This is a genomic window from Xanthomonas vasicola (genome assembly GCF_000772705.2).
Lineage (GTDB): Bacteria > Pseudomonadota > Gammaproteobacteria > Xanthomonadales > Xanthomonadaceae > Xanthomonas > Xanthomonas vasicola.
This window is the reverse complement of the sequence record NZ_JSBW02000041.1, coordinates 79562-97202: the sequence shown is the minus strand read 5'-3', so window position 1 is coordinate 97202 and position 17641 is coordinate 79562. Positions and strand designations below refer to the sequence as shown.

The window sequence follows — 17641 nt, the reverse complement described above, 5'->3', positions numbered from 1 at the left end:
AGTTGCGCCTAGCCGCGATTGCGGGCCTTGCCGGTGGTGCCGTGATTGTTGCCGGGCGTGCCGTGCGTGCCTGTCCCCATCGGGCCGCTGCCCAGGCCGTTTGCGCCGGGCGGGTTCGGCGGCGTGCCAGGACCACCCGGGCGACCGAAACCGGCGCCGAAGTTGCGCTGGAACTCTTGCCAGAACTCCAGGTTGCGCTCGGTCAGCTGGTTCATCATCGCCCAAGGGGTCTGCCCAAGCAGGTTGCCCATCTGCTGGCGGAACTGCTGCTGCTGGTCCAGGAACACCTGCATGCTGCGCTCCAGGTAGTTGCCCATGAAGCCCTGCAGCGAGTCGCCATAGAACCGGATGATCTGGCTCAGTAGCTGGGTGGAGAGCATCGGCTCGCCGTCCTGCTCGCGGTCGGCAATGATTTGCAGCAGCACTGCACGGCTCAGATCTTCGCCACTCTTGGCGTCGCGTACTTCGAATTCTTCGCCATCGATGATCAATTGGCGCACATCTTCGATGGTGATGTAGCTGGAGATTTCCGTGTCGTAGAGACGACGATTGGGATACTTCTTGATGATGCGAAGTCCGGCCATGGAACGTTCACCCACACTGATAGTGCGCGCAGGATGGCGCACCGCAACAGCGCTTGCAACAGCCCAAACGCCTTATTTGCTTAAGCGGACACATTAAAAATGTTGCGCAGCATGGATTTTGTTGTAAATCCATGCTGCACCGCAAAGTTGCAGCAAACGTTACCAGCCCATGTGGTGGCCGCCGTTGATGTCCAGATTGGAGCCGGTGATCCAGGCAGCCTCTTCGGCAACCAGGAAAGCCACTGCGTAGGCGATCTCTTCCGGGCGACCCAGACGCCCGGTGGGGATATCGGCCACGATTTTGGCGCGCACTTCCTCCGGCACCGCCATCACCATGTCGGTGGCCACATAACCGGGCGAGACCGTGTTGACGGTGACCCCGAATGCCGCATTTTCGCGCGCCAGCGAAATGGTGAAGCCGTGCATGCCGGCCTTGGCTGCCGCGTAGTTGGCTTGGCCGTACTGACCCTTGAGCCCGTTAATCGAGCTGATCTGGATCACCCGTCCCCAACCACGCTTGCGCATGCCCTCGATCACCGGGCGGGTCACGTTGAAGACGGAATTGAGGTTGGTGTTGATGACCTCGTGCCACTGTTCGGCCGTCATGCGGTGGAAGGTGGTGTCACGGGTGATGCCGGCGTTGTTGACCAGCACCTCGATCGGCCCTAGCGAGGCTTCGACTTCTTCCACCAAGGCGCGCGCATGCTCGGAAGAGGCTACATCGCCGCGAAACAACGCAAACGCATAGCCCTGCGCCTGCATGCGCTGCTGCCAGTCGCGCGCCTTCTCTTCATTGCGGAAGTTGCTGGCGACCCGGTGGCCCTGGTCGGCCAGGCGCTTGCAGATGGCAGTACCGATACCGCCGGTGCCGCCGGTGACCAATGCGACGCGAGATGTCATGACGACTCCAATCAACAAGTAAGGCTGAGGGCGATCCAGGAGCGTGCCGACGCGGCCGCGCCTGGATGCCGGTGCTGGTGGGGCGCAATTCTAGTCACGCTGGCGCTCGGATGCGCAGATATCGCGGTCCAGCTGGCGTCGGCGCGGCAGCAGTTGTGGCGAAAAATGCTGCACGGCCCGCTGCAGCATAGTCTCGACTGCCGCATGCCGCGGCAGTGCGTCCGGCCGCTGGCCCAGCGCGGCCCAGGCGGCATGCAGGGCCGGGAGTGGGTCAGTATCGTCCAGCGCGGGTGCGTCGTGCGACTTGGACAGCTTGCGGCCTTCGCCATCCAGCATCAGCGGCAGGTGCAGGTAGCGTGGCTGCGGCAAGCCCAGTGCGCGCTGCAGCACCATCTGGCGCGGAGTGGAGTCGAGCAGGTCGGCGCCGCGCACGACATCGCTGATGCCCTGCGCCGCATCGTCTACTACGACCGCCAGTTGGTAAGCCCAGTAGCCATCGGCGCGGCGCAGCACCACATCGCCCACATCGGCATAGACATCCTGCAGCACCGGGCCTTGTAGCGCGTCGTCGAAGCCGACCAACGATTGCGGCGGCACCCGCAGGCGCACCGCACGGCGCTCGCCCAGCGGCGCGACGCAGGCGTGGTGGATACCGCTCATGCCGGCCAGGTCCGCGCGGCTGCAACTGCACTCGAATGCCTGGCCGCTCTCCAGTAGTTGGTGGATGGCGGCGGTGTAGGCGGCGTCACGCTCGGACTGCCGGATCACGGGAAGATCCGAGTGCAGCCCGAACGCGGCCAGCGTGCGCAGCTGTCGTTCGGAGGCGCCGGGTTCGGCGCGCGGTGGGTCGATGTCTTCGATGCGCACGCACCACTGCCCACCGGCATGCCGAGCCAGCAACCAGCTGCCGAACGCAGCGAGCAGGGAGCCGAAGTGCAGGGGGCCGGTAGGCGAGGGCGCGAAACGACCGAGATAGAAAGGCGATGGCATGGGCAGCTGAATCGTCGGTCAGGTGCTTGCTTGATTTCAAGCTGCCACACCCGCAGATCCGCGACAGTTCACCCCGCATCCGTGGAGCCATCGCGCCATGTTTAACCGCATTTTCCTGTTCCTGCTGACTAACTTCGCGGTGCTGATGCTCGTCGGCATCATCATGTCGGTGCTGGGCGTCAATCCCGCGCAAATGAGTGGTCTGTTGGTGATGGCCGCCATCTTCGGTTTCGGCGGTTCATTTATTTCCCTGCTGCTATCCAAGTTCATGGCCAAGCGCAGCACCGGCGCGCAGGTCATCACCGAACCGCGTACGCCGACCGAGCGCTGGTTGCTGGAGACCGTGCGCCGTCAAGCCCAGGCTGCCGGCATCGGCATGCCGGAAGTGGCGGTGTACGACGGCCCGGAGATCAATGCATTCGCCACCGGCGCCAACCGCAACAATGCCCTGGTGGCAGTGTCCACCGGCCTGTTGCAGAACATGGACCAGGATGAAGCCGAGGCGGTGCTCGGCCACGAAATTGCCCATGTTGCCAATGGCGATATGGTGACCATGGCGCTGTTACAGGGCGTGCTCAATACCTTCGTCATCGTGCTGGCACGCGTGGTCGGCGGCATCATCGACAGCGCTTTGTCGGGCAATCGCGATAGCGGCCGCGGCTTTGCGTACTACATCATCGTTTTCGCGCTGGAGATGGTGTTCGGCATGTTCGCGACCATGATTGCGATGTGGTTCTCGCGCCGCCGCGAATTCCGCGCCGACGCTGGCGGCGCGCACCTGGCAGGCCGCAGAAAGATGATCGCTGCGCTGGAGCGGCTGTCGCTCAACCATGGTCAGAACACCTTGCCAGCGCAGGTGCAGGCGTTCGGTATCGCCGGCGGGGTTGGTGAAGGCTTGCGCCGCCTGTTCCTGAGCCATCCGCCGCTGACCGAGCGCATCGCTGCGCTGCGTGCTTCCAACGGCACTGCGATGTAAGTTGTCGAGTTGGTCGTCGCGCGATGTTGGAGTTAGCGGAGCGGTGCCGGCGGTCAGCTGAACTCGTAATTCATCAACGGCCCGGTCGGTGCCACGAAGTCGCCCTGTACGTAGTCCACGCCGGCGCTGAAGAAGCTGCTCATCGACTGCGCATCGGCGACGAATTCAGCCACTGTCAAAATGCCGGCCGGCTGCGCGCGCGAGGTGATCTCACGGATCTTCTCCTGGCTTTCCCGGGCCGAGGCGATGTCGCCGGTGATGCCGCGATCCAGCTTGAGAAAGGCAGGCTGGAAATGCGCCAGCAGCTGGAACGAATCCAGGCCCGACCCAAATTGCTCCAGCCCAACCTTGCAGCCCATCGCCGACACCGCGGCCAGGAACTGCTGTGCATTACGCAAATGCGTAAACACCTTCGACTCCGGCGTCTGCAGCCACAGCCGCTCACCGGGCACGCCGTAGACCGCCAGTTGCTCGCGGATGGTGTCGATCATCTGCGGGTCGGAAAACGAGTTCGGCCCGACGCGTACCAGCAGGTGCGTTTTGTGCCCGGCACGTTGTCGCTCGCCCAGTTGCCGGATTGCGCGCGCCACCACCCAGCGGTCGATCTCGGTGATCAGGTCGTGCTCTTCGGCAATCGCCAGGAAGGCGTTGGGCGACATCATTTCGCCATTGCGCTCCAGACGTAGGAAGGCCTGGTACAGCTCCAGCGGCTCGCCCTGAAGATTGAGCACCGGCTGGTAATGCAGCAGGAAGCCGTCGCCGACCAGCGCCTCGCGCAGTTGCTCGACCCAGCGTTCGATCCGTTCTTCTTCCGCACGATCGGACGCGGCCGGGTCGTAGATGCTGATCGCATTGCCACCGAGCTCGGCGGTAGTGCGCACCGCTTCGGTGCCACGATTGAGTACCTGAGCGATGCTGGCGATCTTTTCGCCGATCTGCACCCCGCCGATGCTGACCGTCACCGTGGCCGAGCGCGAGCCGACACTGAAGACATGCTGCGCGAAGGCGTTGCGCACGATTTCTGCCAATGCATGCGTGCGCGCGTAATTGCCGTCCATCAACAGGGCAAAAATATGCTCGCCGAAGCGCGCGGCCACCACGCTGTCGTCCAGCACGCTGGCTACGTGCGCGGCGAGCGCGGCAATCAGCGCATCGGCCGAATCCAGGCCGAATTCCGGCAGGATGCGGGCGTAGTGATCCGGCTCGATCAACAGGAAGCCGGACTGGCCTTCGCTGCGGCCAGCCTGCGCCACGGCCTGTTCCAGCGCCACCATGAAAGTAGGGCGATTGAGCAGTCCGGTGACCTGGTCGCGTTGACGCAGGCCTTCGACTTCGCGTGCCAATTCCGGGTCGAATTCCTCGCGGCGCCGGAACACCACCTGGATGCACGGCTCGCCTTCGTAGGTGGCGGTGGCAAATTCCATCGTGGCCGGAAAGGTGTCGCCTTCCACGCGGCGCGCGTCGAGCTTGTACTGCGCCGGCGGCGGCTCGCCCTTGGACATCGCCTTGAGCAGCTGCTTGAATTCGTCGACGTATTGCGCCGCGATCATGTCCAGCAATGAAATACCTTCGACATCGTCAAACGATTCGAAGCCGAACATTTCCAGATAGGCGTCATTGGCGCGGATATGCATGCCTTCATGCACGTAGGCAATCGGGTCGCGCGAGGACGCGATGAGTGCGTCGCAGCGGCGCTCGGTCTCGCGCATCTGCGCTTCGATACGGCGCAGCCCACGACGGGCCTGCAGGTCGTCCCACTCCGAACGCACCAGTGCAAGCAGGTGTGCGGGGCGGTGGCGCAAGGCGATGGCACGCACGCCGTGCGAAGCGGCCTCGACCAGTGCGTTCTCTTCGATCTGCTCGGCCAGCAAGATGATCGGAATGTCCTTGCCGCTGCCGGCGATCTGCGTCTGCAGGGCGCTCATAGGGATTTGCTGCGCCTGCCCCAGGATGGCTAGATCGATCTGGCCCGACAGCATGCTGGCCAGTTCCTCCTGGTTTTGCGGCCGCCAAGGGCGCACTGCAATGCCGCCGTTACGCAGCGCGGTGACGATGGTCTCGGCACTCTCTACACTGTCGTCGACGATCATCAGGCGGAGGGTGAGATCTTTGCCTTTTTGCATGCGCTGCTCCCTAGAGAGGGGCTTTAATACACGAAGGGGTTTTGCGCGTCCACGTGTGTGGAGCATGCCGCATCAAGTGTGAGACGTAGAGCAAGATTTACGGGTGGAAGATGCCTTGCTGAGAAGGTCGAGCGTGCTCGAATGCTTGCTGTTCAGGCCGCTATCGCGTCTGCATATTGCCGCAACTTCACCGGTGAGCGATCAGCAACGCCCAGCCATCGGCGTTACGCCACGCTCCCCGCCGCGTGGCCGGACGCCCATGCCCATTGGAAGTTGTAACCGCCCAGCCAGCCGGTGACGTCCAGCACCTCGCCGACGAAGTACAGGCCTGCCATCAAGCGTGATTCCATGCTCGCACTGGAGACCTGATTGGTATCGACCCCACCCAGGGTGACTTCAGCCGTCCGGTAGCCCTCGGTACCGCTGGCGACCAGCGGGAAGTTGCCGAGCAACTCGGCAGCCGCCTGCAACTGCGGCGGATCCAGCTGACGCACCGGCTTGTCGGGCAGCCACAGCTCGCACAAGCGTTGTGCAAATCGCTTCGGCAGCACATCTGCCAGCACATTGCGCAGTTCGGTAGCGCCGCGTTGCTGCTTTTGCTCGCGCAGCCATGCCGCTGCATCGTGACCGGGGAGTAAATCCAGCCGCAGGTCGTCGCCCGGCTGCCAATACGAGGAGATCTGCAGGATCGCCGGGCCGCTGACGCCGCGGTGGGTGAGTAGCATGAAGTTGCGGAAGCTGACCCCGTTGCACTGCGCTTCGACTGGCAAGGCCAGCCCGGAAAGCTCCTGCAGACGTTCCTGGTGCTTGCCGCTCAGCGTGAGCGGCACCAGCCCGGCTCGGGTGGGCAGCAGCGCATGGCCAAATTGCTTGGCGAGGCTGTAGCCAAAACCGCTGGCGCCCATGCTCGGGATCGACAGCCCGCCGGTTGCCACAATCAACGATTGCGCCTGCACGCGGCCCTGGCTGGTCTGTACGTCAAATCCATCGCTGCTGCGCTGCACCGACAGCACCTCGCACTGGGTGCGGATCTGCACACTGGCCGCGTCGCATTCGTCCAGCAGCATGCGTACGATCTGCTTGGACGAGATATCGCAGAACAACTGGCCCAGCTCTTTCTCGTGATAGGCAATGGCATGCCGTTCGACCATCTCCACGAAATCTGCCGGGCTGTAGCGTGCCAGCGCTGATTTGCAGAAGTGCCGATTGGCCGAAACGAAATTGCCGGGAGTGGTGCCGGTGTTGGTGAAATTGCAGCGCCCGCCGCCGGACATCAGGATCTTCTTGCCGACCTTGTTGGCATGGTCGATCACCAGCACCTGGCGGCCGCGCCGGCCGGCAGTGAAGGCGCTCATCAGTCCGGCGGCGCCGGCACCGATCACCAGCACGTCGCAACGCATGCTCATTCGGCAGGGGCTTGCCGCACCGTCGGGGTCAGGGTAACGCTGCCGTGGTCGGCCAGCATCTGCACTTCGCCGTCCTGAATGATCACGTCAAAGCGCATGCCGCGCTGGATCAGTGCGCCGAGCGCTTCGGTGGCTTGCGAGTCGAGCTCGATCACGCGCAGATTGCGGTGCCGACCCATGGCGTTGGCATGCTTCTTCCACCAGGTTTCGGTGGCCTGGCCGCCGTAGCCGATCACCACCGCCTCGCGCGACCGATTGCAGGCCTTGCGCACGCGGCTTTCGTCGGGCTGGCCGAGGTCGATCCACAGGTCGGGGTCGCCGGTGTAATCGCGGCGCCACAGGTCGGGCTCGTCCTCGTTGCTGAGGCCACGGCCGAATTCCAGCCGGTCGTCGGCGAACAGCGCGAACGCCAGCAGCCGCACCATCAGGCGCTCGTCGGTTTCGGAAGGATGCTGGGCCAGGGTCAGTGAATGGTTGGCGTAATAGCCGCGGTCCATGTCGCTGATCTGAAGTTCCGCCCTGCGGACGGTGGCGGTAAGGGCCATCAGGATGCCGATTGCAAAGGGCGCCTATGATACGCGCCCGGTTCATTTGTCGTGCGTCATGCCGTCCGTGTCATAGCGGTGGGCGTGGTTGCGCGGCGAGCCAGCGAGCCAGCTGTGCAGAGAACGCCTGGCGATCGCGCGCATGCAGGGCCGGCGGTCCGCCGATGGCGATGCCTGCGCCGCGCAACTCTTCCAGGGTCACGGCGGTGCAGGTGCGCGCGGCGGCGCGGAACAGGATGTCGCGGATCACGTACGGGCAGGCGTCAGCATCGACCCAGATCTGCGCAGTTTTGGGGGTGTGAGGCGTTTTCATCGGGCAATTGTGGATGGGGAGGCCCCTGACAGACAGTCGGGTTCGGCCTGACTGCAAAAGATTTGACGCGAGGTGTCGCTTTTTGTCGAAAACACGAGTACTGTGCACGCACTGTGTTTGCAAGGGTCACCGTGAATCGTGGCCTGGTGCAGCCGGATCGTTACAGATCTCGCTTCATCGTTCCGCTTTACCAACGCCTGCAACTCAGTCTCAGCTCCGGCTTTTCGGATGCTGCGATTTATCCATCTATAGTTTCAGGAGTTAGTAAAATGTCAGATCGTCAGAGCGGTATCGTGAAGTGGTTCAACGATGCCAAGGGCTTCGGCTTCATCACCCCGGAAAGCGGCCCGGACCTGTTCGTGCACTTCCGTGCCATCCAGGGCACCGGCTTCAAGTCGCTGCAGGAAGGCCAGAAGGTCACCTTCGTCGCCGTGCAGGGCCAGAAGGGCATGCAGGCTGACCAGGTGCAGGCGGTCTAATCCGTCTGCAACCGTAAGGTTGCCGAAAACGCTGGTCGCGCAAGCGATCGGCGTTTTTTATTGCCTGAAAGAATGAGCGCGTTGACGGTCAAGCCTCCGCCAGGCGCTACTTACGCACAGCGATGACGCGTGGATCGGTAGGATGTGCGCTTTCCGCGCGCAGCCCTCACATGATCACTGTTCACCATCTCAACAACTCCCGTTCCCAGCGCGTGCTGTGGCTGCTGGAAGAACTGGCGCTGCCGTATCAGATCGTGCGCCACGAGCGCGACCCTAAGACCATGCTGGCACCCCCGGCTTTGCGTGCGATCCATCCGCTGGGTAAATCGCCTTTGCTGGTCGATGGCGATCTGGTGGTGGCCGAATCCGGTGCGATCCTGGAGTACTTAACCGAGCGCTACGACACCGAGTGCGCGCTGTCGCCGTCGCCACGGCCGCTGGATTCGCCCGAGCGTCTGCAGTTCCGCTATTGGATGCATTACGCCGAAGGCTCGGCGATGCCGCCGTTGCTGATGACGTTGATCCTCGGTCGCATCCTCAGTGCGCCGATGCCGTTCTTCGCCAGGCCTATCGCGCGTGCGATCGTGGACAAGGCGATGTCTGGCTTCGTTGGGCCGCAGCTTTCATTGCATCTGGACTGGATGGAGCAGTCGTTGCAGTCCGGCAACTGGTTCGCTGGTGAACGCTTTACTGCCGCCGACATTCAGATGAGCTTCCCCGTGCAGGCGGCGGCCGCGCGTGTCGGCGGACTGGAGAAATATCCGCGTCTGCGCGGGTTTTTGGAACGCATCGAAGCACGTCCTGCCTATCAGGCTGCGCTGAAGAAAGGTGGCCCGTTCGAGTTGATGGGAAGCAAGCCAGCAACGTGATCGGCTTAGGGGATTTGGGTGTGGTCAAGACGGGCGGAATGTATTTCCACCCGCCGCCCACCGCGACGACCTACCATCTCCAATGGCGATGCATTCGCTAGTCCCGAATCCCGAATTGCTACTCAGCGACACCAACGTCGGCATCGCTGCCCACCAGTCGTTCGCTGCAGTCACTTCAATACCGAGAGCTACGTCAGGGTGGGGTGCGATTCAACGGGCCCGACACTGGCGCACGAATTGCAGCGTGTCACTGAGCACCTGCGAGCGCTCGGGCGGTTTACGCAGCGCCAGGAGGATGCCGAGATGGCCCATGCCGGGGTACACCTTCATTTCGGCGCTGCCGCCCTCGCGTTTCAGCGCCTGCTGCAGCGAGATGCTGTTTTGTAGATCGACCACGCGGTCTGCATCGCCATGCAGCAACAGCATGGGTGGTTCGTCGCCGCCGACGTAGCGCACCGGTTGCGATTGCCGTTGCGCGGCCGGGGCGTCGCCAAAGATCTCGACCAATTCCGGGTCGGTCATCGGCATGAAGTCGTAAGGTCCGGCCAGGCCCACTACGCCGCACAGCTGGTTGGGTTTGAGGCCCTGCGCCTGCAGCCAGCGTGCGTCGGTGCCGAGTAGGGCGGCCATGTGCGCGCCGGCCGAGTGGCCCATCACTGCCAGCTGTTTGGGGTTGCCGCCGTACTCGTGTGCATGCCGGTAGCTCCACGCGGTAGCGCCCGCGGCGTCGGACATAAAGCCGTGCAGTCTTACCTGCGGATACTTTCGGTAGTCGGCCACCATTGCCACCACGCCCTGGCGCGCCAGCGCGCGGCCGACCCAGCGATAGTTGGCGCGCGAGCCGTGCTTCCAGGTGCCGCCGTAGAAGAACACCACCACCGGCGCATCGACTGCGCCGCGCGGCTGGTACACATCCAGTGCCAGGCCGTGTGCGGGATCGAACACCTGGTCGCGATGCTCGACGATGCCCGTCCGGCTGGAGGCTGCATTGATGCCGCCAAAGAAGACGCTGCTGCACGCCGTCATGGTCAACGAACCGAGCAGCAGGAGGGCAGGACGGAACCAGCGGGAGGCGCGCGAGGGCATGGGCAATATCGACAGGTGAGCGGGAAAGGCGTTTGGTAGCAGGCACGAACGCAACAGGCCAGGTAAGCGCGGACCGAGACGGCGCCGGCCCGGCAACATCGCCTGTATCTGATCCGCAGCCGGCCGCTATTAGCGGCTATCGCACGTCGCAAGCATGTGCAGGACGAGTCCGCTCGGTGCACGTGAGCCGGGTGAAGATACGGTGCGCAGGCTGCACCGGATGCGGCGTGACCCATGCCAGGTTCACCGCCGGTGGCCTAGGCTTGCCCGCATGACACAACTGCATTTCGACAACTGCTTGCGCCAGCAGCTGCCTGGCGATTCGGAAGAGGGTTCACGCCGGCGCGAGGTGCGTGCCGCCTGGTCGTCGGTACTGCCGACACCGGTCGCCGCCCCGTATCTGATTGCGCATTCGGCGGAGATGGCGCATGTGCTGGGCCTGGATACGTCCGAAATAGCCAGTGCGCAGTTCGTGCAGGTATTCGGCGGCAACGCGCTGTACCCAGGCATGCAGCCCTGGGCGGTCAATTACGGAGGACATCAGTTCGGGTATTGGGCCGGTCAGCTGGGCGACGGACGGGCGATCTCGCTAGGCGAGGCGATCGGCATCGATGGCAGGCGCTACGAATTGCAGCTCAAGGGCGCTGGCCCCACGCCTTATTCGCGCGGCGCTGATGGGCGTGCGGTGTTGCGCTCATCGATTCGCGAATTTTTGTGCAGCGAGGCCATGCATCATCTGGGCGTGCCAACTACGCGCGCGCTGAGTCTGGTTGGCACCGGCGATGCGGTGGTGCGCGATATGTTCTACGACGGTCGCCCGCAACGCGAGCCGGGCGCGATCGTGTGCCGGGTGGCGCCTTCGTTCATTCGCTTCGGTAACTTTGAGTTGCCCAGCGCACGCGGCGATAGCGCATTGCTTCGGCAATGGGTGGATTTCACCATTGCACGCGATTTTCCCGAACTGGCCGGCGGCGGCGAGGCACGTTACGCCGACTGGTTTGCGCAGGTGTGCGAACGCACCGCGGTGATGGTGGCGCACTGGATGCGGGTCGGATTCGTGCACGGAGTGATGAATACCGACAACATGTCGATCCTGGGGTTGACCATCGATTACGGTCCGTATGGCTGGGTCGACGATTACGACCCGGACTGGACGCCCAACACCACCGACGCGCAGGGCCGACGTTATCGCTTCGGCACCCAGCCGCAAGTGGCGTACTGGAACCTGGGCCGACTTGCCCAGGCGATCTCACCGTTGTTTACCGACCAAACGCCGCTGCAACAGGGCCTTGACCGCTTCCGCGAGACCTACCTGGCGTGCGACCGGCGCGACACTGCGGCCAAGCTGGGGTTGGCCGAATGCCGTGACGAGGATCTTGAGCTGATCGATGCGCTGCGCGCACTGATGCGCGACGCCGAGATGGACATGACGTTGACCTTCCGCGGCCTGATCGACCTGTCGCCCGCGCATCCGGATCCCGCACAACTGCGCGATGCTTTCTACGCCGAAGACAAGCGCGTGGCGGGTGCGCCGCAGTTGCAGGAATGGTTGCAGCGCTACGCCGCACGCCTGCAGCAGGACGCGTTGTCGCCGCACGAGCGCCGCGCACGGATGCGCTTGGCCAATCCGCGCTACGTACTGCGCAACTATCTGGCGCAGCAGGCGATCGATCAGGCCGAGCAGGGCGACCCGTCCGGGGTGCAGGAGTTGCTGGAGGTCATGCGTCGTCCGTATGACGATCAGCCCGGGCGTGATGCATTCGCTGCGCGGCGGCCAGAATGGGCGCGCGACCGCGCCGGCTGCTCGATGCTGTCGTGCAGTTCCTGACGCGCTCAGATGCAGGTATGCCGTAACGGCGGCGTCAACGGCGTGCGCAGCCTAGAATAGGGCCGACCCCACCGGCCACGACGCCACTACCACCATGACTGACTGCAGCCGCTGCGCCGGCACCAACGCTTCCGGACCCAACCACTGGTCGGAGCGGATCCGCGACATCGTCGATTTCCCCAAGCCGGGCATCGTCTTCAAGGACATTACACCGTTGCTGTCGGATGGCCCGGATTTCGCCTCGGCGCTGGACGAAATGGCGCAACCGTGGCGGACCACGCCGCTGGACGCCGTGCTCGGCATCGAAGCGCGTGGTTTCATTCTGGGCGCGGCGCTGGCGCGCGAACTGCGCACTGGCTTCGTGCCGGTACGTAAGCCCGGCAAGCTGCCGGGGCGTACGCTGATCCAGGAATATGCGCTGGAATACGGCACTGATCGCATCGAAATGCACGAAGACGCGTTGCCGCGCGGCGCGCGTGTGCTGATTGTCGATGACGTGCTGGCCACCGGCGGCACCCTGCGTGCCGCGCTGGGATTGGCGGCGCAGCTTGAACTGGAGATCGTCGGCGCGGCCGTGCTGGTCGAGTTGCAGGCGCTGCAGGGGCGCCAGAAATGGGCTGATGACGTGCCGCTGCTGGCGACGCTTTCTTACTGATTCGCGCGTTCTGCGGCGCCCCTGGATGCGTGGAAGTGCGCGCATCCACGAGTGCTTCTACTGAGAAAACACGCGGCCGGCATCACGCCGGCAGCGTCGTATTCAGAGTTTGCTGACCCGGAACCGGCGTCCCTTGATCTTGCCTGCGTGCAAATGTGCCAGCGCCTTGGCGACCTGCGCGCGCGCGATGGCGACGTAGGAGCGGGTGGGGTAGATGGCGATCTTGCCGATCGCCGCGCCCGACAATCCGGCTTCGCCGGTCAAGGCGCCGAGGATGTCGCCGGCACGCAGCTTGTCGGTCTTGCCGCCGTCGATGCGCAAGGTGGTCATTGCCGCTTGCGGCAACTGCGCCGGACGCGCGGTTGCCAGCGGCGCACGCGACCATTTCAACGGCTGGCCTTGTGCGGCTTCCAGCGTTTGCACGCGTGCGGTTTCGCGTGGGGCGACCAGGCTGAGTGCCAGTCCGTGCTTGCCGGCACGCGCGGTCCGGCCGATGCGATGACGGTAGGTTTCGGTATCGGTGGGCAGCTCGTAATTGACCACTGCCGAGAGGTCTTCCACGTCCAGTCCGCGTGCTGCCACGTCGCTGGCCACCAGCACGTTGCAGCTGCGGTTGACGAAGCGCACCAGCACTTCGTCGCGGTCGCGCTGTTCCATGTCGCCATGCAGCGCGAGTGCGGAGAAGCCGAACTCCTGCAGCGAGCCGGCCACTTCATCCACTTCCTTGCGGGTATTGCAAAACACCACGCTCGATTCGGGATTGAAGCGCAGCAATAGCCCGGCGACGGCCTTCTGCCGATAGGTCGGGTCGACTTCGAAGAATTGCTGATCGATTTCCGGAGCGTTATCGGCACCTTCGACGGTGATTTCCACCGGGTCCTTCAAAATTTCGCGTGCCAGCGTGCGGATGATGTCGGGAAACGTGGCCGAAAACAGCAGGCTCTGGCGGTGTTTGTCGCAGCGGCTGGCAATCTCGCGGATGGGTTCTTCGAAGCCCATGTCGAGCATGCGGTCGGCTTCGTCGAGCACCAGCGTGCGTACGCCGCCCAGGTGCAGGGCGCGCTTGCGGGCCAGTTCCTGGATGCGTCCGGGCGTGCCGACCACTACTTGCGGGTCGTGCGCTTCCAGCGAAGCCAGCTGCGGGCCCAGCGGCATGCCGCCGGTGAGCACCACCAATTTCATGTTGGGGATGCCGGTGGCGAGTTTGCGCAACTGCTTGCCGACCTGATCGGCCAGCTCGCGGGTGGGGCAGAGCACCAGCGCCTGCGCGCGGGTCAGCGCCGGGTCGAGCTTCTGCAACAGGCCCAGGCCGAATGCGGCGGTCTTGCCGCTGCCGGTCGGCGCCTGCGCGATGACATCAAGCCCCTGCAGGATCGGCGGCAGGCTCTGCGCCTGGATGGGAGTAAGGACGGTGTAGCCAAGGGCGTCGATGCCGGGGGCCAGGGCCGGCGACAGCGGCAGCGCGGAAAATTCGTTCATGGCGCATTTTAGCTCCGGATTGGGAATTGGGAATTGGGGATTCGAGATTCGTCACTGCAGAGCGCGCGCTGTTGCCAATCCCGAATCCCCAACCACCAATCCCGTACAATTGGCCTATGCCTTTAATCACTCTGCAAAGCGTCGACTACAGCGTCGGCGGCCCCTTGTTGCTAGAAAAAACCGACCTCACGATCGAGCCGGGCGAGCGTATCGCCCTGATCGGCCGCAACGGCGCCGGCAAATCGACCTTGATGAAACTGATCGCCGGCGAGCTCAAGCCCGACGATGGCGAAGTGCGCGTGCAACAGGGCGTGCGCATCGCGCGGCTGGAGCAGGAGGTGCCGCAGGGCACCAGCGGCAGCGTGTTCGACGTGGTGGCCGATGGTCTGGGCGAGTTGGGCCATTGGCTGGCCGAATTCCATCAGCTCAGCCATGCCGAGGTGTTCGACGGCGATGCGTTCGGCAAGGTGCAGGCCAAGATCGATGCGGCCGACGGTTGGGCGCTGGATCAGCGCGTCACCGAGACGCTGACCAAGCTGGAACTGGACGGCGATGCGGAGTTTGCGCGGCTGTCTGGCGGTATGAAACGCCGCGTGCTGTTGGCGCGTTCACTGGTGTCCTCGCCGGATGTACTGCTGCTGGACGAACCGACCAACCATCTGGATATCGAAGCCATCGATTGGCTGGAAACCTTCCTGAAAGGCTGGAGCGGCAGCGTGCTGTTCGTGACCCACGACCGGCGCTTCCTGCGCGCGTTGGCCACCCGCATTGTTGAAATCGATCGTGGCCAGGTCACCAGCTGGCCGGGCGACTGGGCTAATTATGAGCGTCGCCGCGAAGAGCGGCTCAATGCACAGGCGCAGGAAAATGCGCGCTTCGACAAGATGCTGGCGCAGGAAGAAATCTGGATCCGGCAGGGCATCAAGGCGCGGCGGACCCGCGACGAAGGCCGCGTGCGGCGTCTGGAATCAATGCGCAACGAACGCGTGCAGCGCCGCGATCTCACCGGCAACGTGCGCATGGAAGTCTCGCAGGGCGAGTCGTCCGGCAAGAAAGTGATCGAAGCCAAGGAAGTCGGCTTCGCCTTCGGTGCGCGCACGATGGTCAAGGATTTTTCCACCATCATCCAGCGTGGTGACCGTATCGGTTTGATCGGCCCCAACGGCAGCGGCAAGACCACCTTGCTCAAGTTGTTGCTGGGCGATCTACAGGCGCAGCAGGGCGAAATCCGTATCGGCACCAATCTGCAGATTGCGTATTTCGACCAGTACCGTTCCACCCTGCGCGAAGATTGGAGTGCGATCGAAAACGTGGCCGAGGGCCGCGATTTCCTGGAGATCAACGGCAAGCGCAAGCATGTGCATGCCTATCTGCAGGATTTCCTGTTTACGCCCGAGCGCGCGCGCGCGCCGATCACGCGTCTGTCCGGCGGCGAGCGCAATCGCCTGTTGCTGGCACGCCTGTTTGCACAGCCGTCCAACCTGCTGGTGATGGACGAACCGACCAACGACCTGGATGTGGAAACGCTGGAGCTGCTGGAAGAATTGCTGGGCGAATACTCCGGCACCTTGCTGCTGGTCAGCCATGACCGCGACTTCCTCGACAATGTGGTGACCTCCACGCTGGTGATGGAAGGGGACGGGCTGATCGGCGATTACATCGGCGGTTACAGCGATTCGTTGCGTCAGCGCCGCACGCCGGTGGGCAATGCGATGGCAGTCGCCAAGGCCTCGGCCACTGCAGTGTCGACCGCACCCGTTGCCGCTGCAGCGCCAGCGGACACCGCGCCCAAGCGCAAGCTCAGCTATAAGGATGCGCGCGAGCTGGAACAGCTGCCGGCCTTGATCGAGACACTGGAGCAGCAGGTTGCCGCGCTCACCGCAGCGATGAATGAGCCGGCCTTCTATCAGCGCGACAGTGCGGCGATGGCGGCCCATACCGCAGCGCTGGGTGATGCGCAGAAGCAATTGGATGCGGCGTACGCGCGCTGGAGCGAGCTGGATAGCTGAGCATTGGCCGGCACGCGTGATGCGTGCTGGTCTCGCGTTGTTCGCTGTAATCAAGTTGACGGTTGCGAACCGTGGCAGATAGATAGATGCATGCGGGGGCGCGCGTGCGCAGCGATCCGTCGGCACGGTCCGTTTTCGTCGATTCCATCGCCGATCGCAATGCAAGCGCACAGTGCCTACGAAATCTTGTCCGCGCTTATCAGGTCGGTGCGCAAGGCGTGCCTAACCCATCGTGTCGGCATGGCATGTTGCCCCGTTACCGGGCACGTCTTGCAGACTGCTGGGCAGTTGTGTCGTCAGCGGCCTCGGAACAGCTAATAGAACGTCGCGAGCTTTTCGTCAGCTGGGTGTAGACGCCGCGGAAGACCGCAGCGGACGCGTGGAATATCCCGATTCCGAGCGCTGGCAGCACCTGCCCGGCGGCTGCGCGGCCTGATTAGCTGCTCTTAATCGCAGGCGCTGGCTGGAGCAATAAACGCCGCAAAAGTCAGCCCTCGTGCTGCCCAGGCGTTAGCGACTTCGTCGAGGATATCCAGCAAGGTGTCGCGGTCGTTGGGTGCCGTGCTGGCCAGCGCCTGGGCGCCGTCGATGAGCAGTGCATAGCCATGCTGCGAAGGTAGCCACGCCAGGTCGCGCAAGGCATCGCTGAGCGCGTCCCAATTGCGGCCGAAGCTCGCCGGGAAATCCAGTTGTGTGGCCAGACGCATCAGTAACATGCGTTTGTCGCTGCAGGTGGCCAGATCTACGCGCAGGATGCGCAAGCAGGCGTCGCGTGCCAGCGCCGCCATGGTGTCCAGATCGTCGGTTTCGGCCTGATACACGCCGGATTGCTGCGGATCGGACAGATCCAGTGCGAAGTCGCCCGCGCTCATGGTGCCTGGTCCGAAGTCGGGCCGTCGAAGGCTTTGAAGCTCTGGTAGTGATCGTCGCTGTAGTACCACGCTTCGGGTGGGTTACCGCCGGTGACGATGCGCCGCGCGCCGCGGTCCGGGCTGCCGGGCGTATCCACTGTGTATTCGCGGTAATAACCGCGCGGGCGCTCGGGCAGGCGATGCTCGCGGTTGCCGAACACACTGCCGTCCTGTGGATGCGGAAACGGTCCGCCGCGCTGGATCAGCACGATCGTGGCCATCGCCTCGGTCGGCAGAAAGGCGGGCAGACGCGGCACCTCGCGCGTCGGTGCGGTCGCGGCGATCGGTGCATTGAGTTGTGGTGCGAACTGCGGCTTGGGCGTCTGCATCGCGCGCGTGCCCCATAAACCGGCAACGAGCAGCACGATGGCAACGATCAGCAAAGCGGGCTTACGCATGAAGACGGTCCGAAAACTGGGTGCGGCAGAGCAAGTATGCCGATGCGCGACTGTGTCGACTTTGAACGCGGCCAAGCGCCGGTGCGGTTC

The 17641-nt window shown here is 63.8% G+C and carries 17 protein-coding genes; 6 read left to right on the top strand and 11 right to left on the bottom strand.

Translation table 11 applies throughout. The features are described from left to right. Nucleotides 1-8: 8 nt before the first annotated feature. The 3 genes from phaR to gluQRS form a co-directional block, all read right to left on the bottom strand. Nucleotides 9-584, bottom strand: a complete 576-nt coding sequence (phaR, locus tag NX05_RS11510; RefSeq protein ID WP_039434617.1) for a polyhydroxyalkanoate synthesis repressor PhaR — start codon at nt 582-584, stop codon at nt 9-11. A 159-nt stretch (nt 585-743) separates the two neighbouring features. Continuing rightward, nucleotides 744-1484: a beta-ketoacyl-ACP reductase gene (gene phbB / locus NX05_RS11505; RefSeq protein ID WP_010382354.1), complete on the bottom strand. Its 741-nt coding sequence runs from the start codon at nt 1482-1484 to the stop codon at nt 744-746. Nucleotides 1485-1574: 90 nt separating this feature from the next. Further along, nucleotides 1575-2474, bottom strand: coding sequence for a tRNA glutamyl-Q(34) synthetase GluQRS (gene gluQRS, locus NX05_RS11500; protein WP_039434620.1), 900 nt, complete (start codon nt 2472-2474; stop codon nt 1575-1577). 97 nt (nt 2475-2571) lie between these two features. Here gluQRS and htpX point away from each other — a divergent pair, with 97 nt between their 5' ends. Continuing rightward, the gene (gene htpX / locus NX05_RS11495; RefSeq protein WP_010372697.1) at nt 2572-3450 is read left to right on the top strand and encodes a protease HtpX; all 879 of its coding nucleotides are present in this window, start codon (nt 2572-2574) and stop codon (nt 3448-3450) included. A 53-nt stretch (nt 3451-3503) separates the two neighbouring features. On the opposite strand, the gene NX05_RS11490 is transcribed toward htpX, so the two are convergent. The 4 genes from NX05_RS11490 to NX05_RS11475 all read right to left on the bottom strand — a co-directional run bounded on the left by NX05_RS11490 (nt 3504) and on the right by NX05_RS11475 (nt 7837). Then, entirely contained in the window at nt 3504-5573 is a 2070-nt protein-coding gene (locus NX05_RS11490; RefSeq protein WP_039434623.1) for an EAL domain-containing response regulator, read from the bottom strand. Nucleotides 5574-5797: 224 nt separating this feature from the next. Beyond that, on the bottom strand, nt 5798-6979 hold the full coding sequence (locus NX05_RS11485; protein WP_039434625.1) for a BaiN/RdsA family NAD(P)/FAD-dependent oxidoreductase: 1182 nt from the start codon (nt 6977-6979) through the stop codon (nt 5798-5800). Further along, on the bottom strand, nt 6976-7524 hold the full coding sequence (locus NX05_RS11480; protein WP_039434627.1) for a YaeQ family protein: 549 nt from the start codon (nt 7522-7524) through the stop codon (nt 6976-6978). Before NX05_RS11480 ends, NX05_RS11485 begins: the two co-directional genes overlap by 4 nt. A 70-nt stretch (nt 7525-7594) precedes the next feature. Beyond that, on the bottom strand, nt 7595-7837 hold the full coding sequence (locus tag NX05_RS11475; protein WP_039434630.1) for a hypothetical protein: 243 nt from the start codon (nt 7835-7837) through the stop codon (nt 7595-7597). 269 nt (nt 7838-8106) lie between these two features. Between NX05_RS11475 and NX05_RS11470 the strand changes: the two genes are divergently transcribed. Next, complete coding sequence (locus NX05_RS11470; protein ID WP_009597534.1) at nt 8107-8316, top strand: cold-shock protein; 210 nt, start codon at nt 8107-8109, stop codon at nt 8314-8316. A 170-nt stretch (nt 8317-8486) separates the two neighbouring features. Continuing rightward, nucleotides 8487-9185 (top strand): glutathione S-transferase, encoded by a 699-nt coding sequence (locus NX05_RS11465; RefSeq protein WP_039434635.1) that lies wholly within the window; start codon nt 8487-8489, stop codon nt 9183-9185. A gap of 210 nt (nt 9186-9395) precedes the next feature. On the opposite strand, the gene NX05_RS11460 is transcribed toward NX05_RS11465, so the two are convergent. Further along, entirely contained in the window at nt 9396-10271 is an 876-nt protein-coding gene (locus NX05_RS11460) for an alpha/beta hydrolase (RefSeq protein ID WP_039434638.1), read from the bottom strand. Between the two features lie 271 nt (nt 10272-10542). Between NX05_RS11460 and NX05_RS11455 the strand changes: the two genes are divergently transcribed. Continuing rightward, on the top strand, nt 10543-12099 hold the full coding sequence (locus NX05_RS11455; RefSeq protein ID WP_039434641.1) for a protein adenylyltransferase SelO: 1557 nt from the start codon (nt 10543-10545) through the stop codon (nt 12097-12099). A 94-nt stretch (nt 12100-12193) separates the two neighbouring features. After that, on the top strand, nt 12194-12754 hold the full coding sequence (locus tag NX05_RS11450; protein ID WP_010372726.1) for an adenine phosphoribosyltransferase: 561 nt from the start codon (nt 12194-12196) through the stop codon (nt 12752-12754). A gap of 102 nt (nt 12755-12856) precedes the next feature. On the opposite strand, the gene dbpA is transcribed toward NX05_RS11450, so the two are convergent. Continuing rightward, nucleotides 12857-14233, bottom strand: a complete 1377-nt coding sequence (dbpA, locus tag NX05_RS11445; RefSeq protein ID WP_039434645.1) for an ATP-dependent RNA helicase DbpA — start codon at nt 14231-14233, stop codon at nt 12857-12859. Between the two features lie 116 nt (nt 14234-14349). Between dbpA and NX05_RS11440 the strand changes: the two genes are divergently transcribed. Then, nucleotides 14350-16242, top strand: coding sequence for an ATP-binding cassette domain-containing protein (locus NX05_RS11440; protein WP_039434647.1), 1893 nt, complete (start codon nt 14350-14352; stop codon nt 16240-16242). A 446-nt stretch (nt 16243-16688) separates the two neighbouring features. On the opposite strand, the gene NX05_RS11435 is transcribed toward NX05_RS11440, so the two are convergent. Then, complete coding sequence (locus NX05_RS11435) at nt 16689-17114, bottom strand: barstar family protein (RefSeq protein ID WP_039434649.1); 426 nt, start codon at nt 17112-17114, stop codon at nt 16689-16691. Beyond that, nucleotides 17111-17551 carry a guanyl-specific ribonuclease gene (locus NX05_RS11430; RefSeq protein ID WP_039434652.1) on the bottom strand — a complete coding sequence of 147 codons (441 nt, stop codon included), beginning with the start codon at nt 17549-17551 and terminating at the stop codon, nt 17111-17113. The genes NX05_RS11435 and NX05_RS11430 overlap by 4 nt, the downstream gene beginning before the upstream one ends. Nucleotides 17552-17641: the final 90 nt, after the last annotated feature.

Excerpts from the sequence above, each read along its gene's own strand:
- htpX (WP_010372697.1), top strand. The coding sequence starts at position 2,572 with ATGTTTAACCGCATTTTCCTGTTCCTGCTGACTAACTTCGCGGTGCTG.
- phbB (WP_010382354.1), bottom strand. The coding sequence starts at position 1,484 with ATGACATCTCGCGTCGCATTGGTCACCGGCGGCACCGGCGGTATCGGT.
- NX05_RS11430 (WP_039434652.1), bottom strand. The coding sequence starts at position 17,551 with ATGCGTAAGCCCGCTTTGCTGATCGTTGCCATCGTGCTGCTCGTTGCC.
- NX05_RS11460 (WP_039434638.1), bottom strand. The coding sequence starts at position 10,271 with ATGCCCTCGCGCGCCTCCCGCTGGTTCCGTCCTGCCCTCCTGCTGCTC.
- NX05_RS11455 (WP_039434641.1), top strand. The coding sequence starts at position 10,543 with ATGACACAACTGCATTTCGACAACTGCTTGCGCCAGCAGCTGCCTGGC.
- NX05_RS11450 (WP_010372726.1), top strand. The coding sequence starts at position 12,194 with ATGACTGACTGCAGCCGCTGCGCCGGCACCAACGCTTCCGGACCCAAC.
- NX05_RS11440 (WP_039434647.1), top strand. The coding sequence starts at position 14,350 with ATGCCTTTAATCACTCTGCAAAGCGTCGACTACAGCGTCGGCGGCCCC.
- NX05_RS11475 (WP_039434630.1), bottom strand. The coding sequence starts at position 7,837 with ATGAAAACGCCTCACACCCCCAAAACTGCGCAGATCTGGGTCGATGCT.
- NX05_RS11490 (WP_039434623.1), bottom strand. The coding sequence starts at position 5,573 with ATGCAAAAAGGCAAAGATCTCACCCTCCGCCTGATGATCGTCGACGAC.
- NX05_RS11480 (WP_039434627.1), bottom strand. The coding sequence starts at position 7,524 with ATGGCCCTTACCGCCACCGTCCGCAGGGCGGAACTTCAGATCAGCGAC.
- NX05_RS11435 (WP_039434649.1), bottom strand. The coding sequence starts at position 17,114 with ATGAGCGCGGGCGACTTCGCACTGGATCTGTCCGATCCGCAGCAATCC.
- NX05_RS11470 (WP_009597534.1), top strand. The coding sequence starts at position 8,107 with ATGTCAGATCGTCAGAGCGGTATCGTGAAGTGGTTCAACGATGCCAAG.
- dbpA (WP_039434645.1), bottom strand. The coding sequence starts at position 14,233 with ATGAACGAATTTTCCGCGCTGCCGCTGTCGCCGGCCCTGGCCCCCGGC.
- NX05_RS11465 (WP_039434635.1), top strand. The coding sequence starts at position 8,487 with ATGATCACTGTTCACCATCTCAACAACTCCCGTTCCCAGCGCGTGCTG.
- phaR (WP_039434617.1), bottom strand. The coding sequence starts at position 584 with ATGGCCGGACTTCGCATCATCAAGAAGTATCCCAATCGTCGTCTCTAC.
- gluQRS (WP_039434620.1), bottom strand. The coding sequence starts at position 2,474 with ATGCCATCGCCTTTCTATCTCGGTCGTTTCGCGCCCTCGCCTACCGGC.
- NX05_RS11485 (WP_039434625.1), bottom strand. The coding sequence starts at position 6,979 with ATGAGCATGCGTTGCGACGTGCTGGTGATCGGTGCCGGCGCCGCCGGA.